Annotated in this window: 10 protein-coding genes; 9 read left to right on the forward strand and 1 reads right to left on the reverse strand. The window is 41.2% G+C overall.

Translation table 11 applies throughout. The features are described 5' to 3' along the window. Positions 1–9 precede the first annotated feature (9 nt). The 9 genes from BUA79_RS01990 (at position 10) to BUA79_RS02030 (ending at position 5629) form a co-directional block, all read left to right on the forward strand. Positions 10–546: a bL17 family ribosomal protein gene (locus BUA79_RS01990; RefSeq protein WP_073992684.1), complete on the forward strand. Its 537-nt coding sequence runs from the start codon at positions 10–12 to the stop codon at positions 544–546. A gap of 144 nt (positions 547–690) precedes the next feature. Beyond that, positions 691–1551 (forward strand): energy-coupling factor transporter ATPase, encoded by an 861-nt coding sequence (locus tag BUA79_RS01995; RefSeq protein ID WP_073992685.1) that lies wholly within the window; start codon positions 691–693, stop codon positions 1549–1551. Continuing rightward, positions 1527–2390, forward strand: a complete 864-nt coding sequence (locus BUA79_RS02000; protein WP_073992686.1) for an energy-coupling factor transporter ATPase — start codon at positions 1527–1529, stop codon at positions 2388–2390. Before BUA79_RS01995 ends, BUA79_RS02000 begins: the two co-directional genes overlap by 25 nt. After that, complete coding sequence (locus BUA79_RS02005) at positions 2387–3220, forward strand: energy-coupling factor transporter transmembrane component T family protein (protein ID WP_073992687.1); 834 nt, start codon at positions 2387–2389, stop codon at positions 3218–3220. Before BUA79_RS02000 ends, BUA79_RS02005 begins: the two co-directional genes overlap by 4 nt. 12 nt (positions 3221–3232) lie before the next feature. Beyond that, positions 3233–4012: a tRNA pseudouridine(38-40) synthase TruA gene (truA, locus tag BUA79_RS02010; RefSeq protein ID WP_073992688.1), complete on the forward strand. Its 780-nt coding sequence runs from the start codon at positions 3233–3235 to the stop codon at positions 4010–4012. A 106-nt stretch (positions 4013–4118) separates the two neighbouring features. Then, the gene (gene rplM / locus BUA79_RS02015; RefSeq protein ID WP_073992689.1) at positions 4119–4547 is read left to right on the forward strand and encodes a 50S ribosomal protein L13; all 429 of its coding nucleotides are present in this window, start codon (positions 4119–4121) and stop codon (positions 4545–4547) included. Positions 4548–4571: 24 nt separating this feature from the next. Next, positions 4572–4964 (forward strand): 30S ribosomal protein S9, encoded by a 393-nt coding sequence (gene rpsI / locus BUA79_RS02020; RefSeq protein ID WP_073992690.1) that lies wholly within the window; start codon positions 4572–4574, stop codon positions 4962–4964. Positions 4965–5106: 142 nt separating this feature from the next. Beyond that, complete coding sequence (locus BUA79_RS02025) at positions 5107–5373, forward strand: type II toxin-antitoxin system Phd/YefM family antitoxin (protein ID WP_073992691.1); 267 nt, start codon at positions 5107–5109, stop codon at positions 5371–5373. After that, on the forward strand, positions 5366–5629 hold the full coding sequence (locus tag BUA79_RS02030) for a Txe/YoeB family addiction module toxin (RefSeq protein ID WP_073992692.1): 264 nt from the start codon (positions 5366–5368) through the stop codon (positions 5627–5629). The genes BUA79_RS02025 and BUA79_RS02030 overlap by 8 nt, the downstream gene beginning before the upstream one ends. 260 nt (positions 5630–5889) lie before the next feature. Here BUA79_RS02030 and BUA79_RS02035 read toward each other — a convergent pair. Further along, positions 5890–6155: IS3 family transposase (locus tag BUA79_RS02035; protein ID WP_143147864.1), on the reverse strand; the 266-nt coding region annotated here is incomplete at its 5' end.

Consider the following 6155-nt stretch of genomic DNA (forward strand, 5'->3'; position numbering starts at 1 on the left):
GGTAGTAAGATGTCAGGATACAGAAAACTCAGTAGAACCAGCAGTCAGAGAAAGGCCCTGATCAGAAATCAGGTAACTAATCTGTTATATAATGGCAAAATCGTAACAACTGAGGCGAAAGCCAAGGAAATTAGAAAAGTTGCTGAAGGATTGATTGCATTAGCTGTAAAAGAGAAAGACAATTTTGAGGAAGTTACGGTAAAAGCTAAAGTAGCCCGTAAGGATAAAGATGGTAAGAGGGTTAAGGAAGTAGTAGATGGCAAAAAGGTTGATATTTTTGATGAAGTTGATAAAACTATCAAAAAAGATGCTCCTTCCCGTCTGCATGCCAGAAGAAAAATGCTCAGCGTACTTTACCCTGTAAAGGAAGTGCCACAGAAGGCTGCCGGCAAAAAGAAAAACACGGTTGATGTTGATCTGGTTGGTAAACTTTTTGATGAAATTGCTCCTAAATACACCCAGCGTAATGGCGGATACACAAGAATTGTGAAAATCGGCCTGCGTAAAGGTGATGCAGCAATGGAAGTATTATTAGAACTTGTATAATTCAAATATCAGAAAAGTGTCCGGTCTTAATGGCTGAACACTTTTCTTTTTTTGATGCTGCAACAGAACAGTTGCAAAATACGATTAAATAATTTACAATATAAGGTACTCTTAAAAAGGTAAATAAATTAAGGAAAAATTCGAATGAGTATCATTAAATCCACGAGGCTTGTCTACGATTATGTGAGATTGAGCGAAGACGAAAAAAGTGAAGAAATAAGCAGGGCAATAAACGGAGTGGACATAGAAGTCCTCGATGGCGAATTTATTGCCATACTAGGACATAACGGTTCAGGGAAGTCGACTTTTGCCAAGCACATAAATGCGCTGCTGACGCCGACGGAAGGGACTTTGTGGCTGGACGGCATGGATACGCAGGACAGGGAATTCCTCTGGCAAATTCGGCAGACGGCTGGAATGGTATTCCAGAACCCGGACAACCAGATTATTGGAACCGTGGTGGAAGAAGACGTCGGATTCGGACCGGAAAATATGGGAATAGAAACCGGTGAGATCTGGAACCGGGTTAATGATGCGCTGGAAGCAGTGGATATGAATGCATTCCGGAAGAAGTCTCCGAACAAGCTGTCTGGTGGACAGAAGCAGAGGGTAGCCATTGCCGGTGTTCTTGCCATGAAGCCAAAGTGCATCGTACTGGATGAACCTACGGCCATGCTGGATCCTCTTGGCAGAAAAGAGGTACTTCAGACGGTCAGAGAACTGAACCGCCGGGAAAAGGTCACGGTAATATATATTACGCACAACATGGAAGAAGTCATTCATGCAGACCGGGTCATCGTCATGGATGGAGGTCAGATACGAATGCAGGGAACTCCTGGTGAAATTTTTTCGAAGGTGACAGAATTGAAATCTTTAGGGTTGGAGGTTCCGGCTGTTACGGAGCTGGCGTACTGCCTCAAAGAGAAAGGTCTTCAAATCCGTGAGGGAATTCTCACGATAGATGAATTGGTGGATGAAGTATGTCGATTAAGCTCGAAAATATAAATTATGCATACAGTGTAGATACAATTATGGAAAGTGCGGCCCTGGTGGATATCAATCTTGAGATAGAAGCAGGATCTTTTATCGGGCTGATCGGACACACCGGTTCGGGGAAATCAACCCTGATACAGCACCTTAATGGATTGATAAAGCCAACATCAGGAAATATCTACTATAATGGAAAAAACATCTATGACAAGGACTTCAACATGCGGAATCTTCGTACCCATGTGGGTCTGGTCTTTCAATACCCGGAATACCAGCTTTTTGAAGAAACTGTGTTTGAGGACGTCTGCTTCGGACCGAAAAATCTGGGACTGGGTGCGGATGAAGTCAGAGCCAGGGCGGAATATGCCCTGGATATAGTGGGAATAGATAAGGAGCTTTACAATAAATCTCCTTTCGAGATTTCCGGTGGGCAGAAGAGAAGAGTTGCCATTGCCGGCGTCCTTGCCATGCAGCCGGAATATCTCATTTTGGATGAACCAACCGCAGGCCTGGATCCTGGTGGAAAGGGAGAAATCCTTAACCAGATTGCCATACTGCAGAAGGAGAAAAACATCACAGTCATCCTGGTCTCCCACAGTATGGAAGATGTGGCAAAGTATGTGGAAAGAATAATCGTTATGAATCAGGGAAGAATCCTGTATGATGACGAAACCAGGAAGGTTTTCGCCCACTACAAAGAACTGGAGAGTATAGGTCTGGCTGCACCCCAGGTCACATATATACTCAATAAACTGAAAGAATCAGGGATAGCGGTGGATACCAGCCTAATAACAATAGAGGATGCCTGCAGGGAAATTTATGACAAAATGGCCGGCGCTGAAAGGAAATCATGATCAGAGATATAACAATCGGACAGTATTATCCGTCGGAATCAGTTATGCACCGGCTGGACCCCAGGGTAAAACTATTCGGAACCCTGCTGTTTGTAGTATCACTATTTATAGTCAACAGCTTCCTGGGTTATATTATCGCAACAATTTTTCTGGGTGCAATAATTTATGTCTCAAAAATACCTCTTTCCTTTATTATGAAGGGCCTGAAAGCCATTATTCTTCTTCTTCTGCTCAGCGTTGCGTTCAACCTTTTTCTTACCAAGGGGGAAATCGTCTTTCAGATATGGATCATTAAAATTACAAAGGAAGGGATACGGCTTGCCGTTTTTCTTGCAGTAAGGCTTATTTATGTAATCGTAGGATCATCCCTGATGACATTGACGACGACGCCAAACGACCTGACTTCAGGGCTGGAAAAATCCCTTCATATCCTGAATAAAGTGAAGTTCCCAATCCACGAGATGGCAATGATGATGTCTATTGCATTGAGGTTCATTCCGATACTTGTGGACGAGACGGATAAGATAATGAAAGCACAGATTGCCAGAGGGGCAGATTTTGAAAGTGGAAATATTCTGAAAAGAGCTAAATCCCTTATCCCAATCCTTATTCCGCTGTTCATATCGTCTTTCAGAAGAGCGACGGATCTCGCAACAGCAATGGAAGCCCGCTGTTATCACGGAGGGGAAGGCAGGACAAAAATGAAGCCGCTCAAGTATGCAAAAAGAGATGGAGTGGCCTACGCAGTAATCATTCTGTTTCTCGTTGTAGTTCTGGCGGAAAGCATAATCGTACCAAGGATACCCGCTCTGAGCATTTTTGTAGTATAAAAGGAACCGGACATGCATAAAAGAATAAAACTGACCATAGCTTATGACGGCACCCGCTATTGCGGATGGCAGATACAGGAAAATGGAATTACAGTAGAGGAAATGATCAACAAGAGTCTCAGCGGACTGCTGGGTGAGAAAATATGCATTATGGGGGCAAGCCGGACCGACGCAGGTGTACATGCCCTTGGTAACGTGGCCGTGTTTGATACGCATACAAGAATACCGCCGGAAAAAATATCGTATGGACTCAACCAGAGGCTTCCGGAGGATATAACGGTGCAGAAATCAGAAGAGGTTCCCAAGGAATTTCATCCCAGATACGCTGCCGCCATAAAGACTTATGAATATAAAATATTAAACCGCACGTTTCCACAGCCCATATGCCGCTTATATACACACTTCATATATTATCCCTTAGACGTGGAGGCTATGCAGAAGGCAGCCGCTTATCTGGTCGGTGAGCACGATTTTAAAAGCTTCAGCTCGATTGGAGGGCAGACAAAGACAAGCGTCCGGACAATTACCGCACTGGATGTGGAAAAAGAGGGTGACATCATCACAATACGCGTATCGGGGACCGGTTTTCTATATAATATGGTCAGAATCATTTCGGGGACTCTGATTCAGGTGGGCCAGGGGTACAGGACTCCCGAGAGCGTGCAGGAAATAATAGAAAAAAGAGACCGGAGGTTTGCCGGACCGACCGCCCCCCCGAGGGGTCTGACCCTAATAGGGATTAATTTCACCGGAAATGATGATAAAATTATTGACATGGGTGGACAAGTATAATATAATTAATCACTGTGACGACATATGATAAGAATACTCCAGCCAATGCCCCGGTAAGAGTATTTTGTATATGATTATAGATTTATGAATAATGGGAGGAAAACCGATGAAAACTTATATGGTAAATCCGGATAAAGTTGATAGAAAATGGCATGTAGTTGATGCAGACGGCTGTACATTAGGACGTCTCTCCACTGAAATCGCAAAAGTATTAAGAGGAAAAAACAAACCAATCTTTACACCTCATGCAGATACAGGGGATTATGTAATTGTTATAAATGCAGAAAAAATTACTGTTACCGGAAAAAAACTGGATCAGAAAGTATACTACAACCATTCAGATTATGTTGGCGGTATGAAAGAAACAACCTTAAAAGAAATGCTTGCTAAAAAACCTGAAAAAGTTATTGAACTTGCAGTTAAGGGAATGCTTCCAAAAGGACCTCTGGGAAGACAGATGCACAAAAAGTTATTTGTATATGCAGGACCAGAGCATAAACATGAAGCACAGAAACCCGAAGCATTAAAATTCTAATTGAACTGAAAGGAGGAAATAACATTGACTAAAGATAGATTGTATGGAACTGGCAGAAGAAAAAAGAGTGTTGCGAGAGTATATCTGGTACCTGGAACAGGTAAGATTACTGTAAATAAAAGAGATATTGATGCATATTTCGGACTGGAGACCTTAAAGGTTATTGTCCGTCAGCCTTTGGTTCTGACTGAGACATTGGGTAAATTTGATGTTCTTGTAAACGTACGCGGAGGCGGATATACTGGCCAGGCGGGCGCAATCAGACACGGAGTTTCAAGAGCTTTATTACAGGCAGATGGTGACTTCCGTCCGGCTCTGAAAAAAGCAGGATTCCTGACAAGAGATCCAAGAATGAAGGAAAGAAAGAAACCCGGACTTAAATCAGCCCGTAGAGCACCTCAGTTTTCAAAGAGATAATCATTATAAAATTCAAATCCCTAGGACAGAAATGTTTTGGGGATTTTTTTTTATTATTTAGCATAAATTATTATTGTTGACGTACAGATATCTGTACGGTATAATGAGAGTACAGAAAAACGTACGAAATGGAGGTGTTTTTATGTTGGCGGTTAACTATACAACGTTAAGAGATAATATGAAGACATATATGGATAAAATCACAGATGATTATGAGACAATGATAGTTACAAGAAAAGATAACAAAAATGTTGTTATTATATCCGAAGAGTCTTATAACAATATGATGGAAAATATATATGTAATGGGAAATAAATATAATTATGATTGGTTAATGGAATCAAAGGCTCAGTTGGAAAATGGAATGGCATCTGTACATGATCTTCCTGAGGTTGAAGCTGATGAATAAGGTATTTACAAAAAATGGATGGGATGATTACATTTATTGGCAGACGGAAGATAGAAAAACATTAAGAAAAATTAATCAATTAATTGAAGATATCGCTAGAAATGGAAATGAAGGGGTTGGAAAGCCAGAAGCTCTGAGTGGAAATCTGGCCGGATTTTGGAGCAGAAGAATCAATGACAAGGATCGTTTGATATATAAAATTGATAATGAAAATATCTATGTTTTGGCGTGCAGATACCATTATGGTGATAAGTGATGGTATGATTAGTTGAAAATGATAAAACGTATTTAATCGTATAATATTGTCCTGGGTAACAAACACGTAACTAACACTCTGTCAAAAGAATCCAGCATCCATGCGATTCTACAGTTCTCAAACAGCTATCAAAGAGATAGGCAGTTACCTGCGAATCAAAAATGTATATCAAAGCCCCAGAATGCTGAACTGCTTCCCGTCAAGTAGACAATTGAAAAAATATAAATCTTTTCTGCCAGTAGATAACCTACTGGCAGTTTTTACGCCGCTTGTAAATACATTTCGTGCTTTTCCATTGGAGTCAGCACACCTAAGTTTCGTTGTAATCTTTTATTGTTATAGTATCTAATGTAATTTTCTATCATTTCAACGATAGCTTCTCTGCTAGTAAATCTTTTTCCGTAATAACGTTCTCTTTTTATGATCCCCCAAAATCCTTCCATCGGTCCATTATCAATGCATTTGGCTACCCTTGACATACTCTGGGTCATTCCTGCCCTTTCAAGTTTTGAATGAAATGTTCTGT

The sequence above is a fragment of the Parasporobacterium paucivorans DSM 15970 genome, assembly GCF_900141895.1.
GTDB classification, from domain to species: domain Bacteria; phylum Bacillota; class Clostridia; order Lachnospirales; family Lachnospiraceae; genus Parasporobacterium; species Parasporobacterium paucivorans.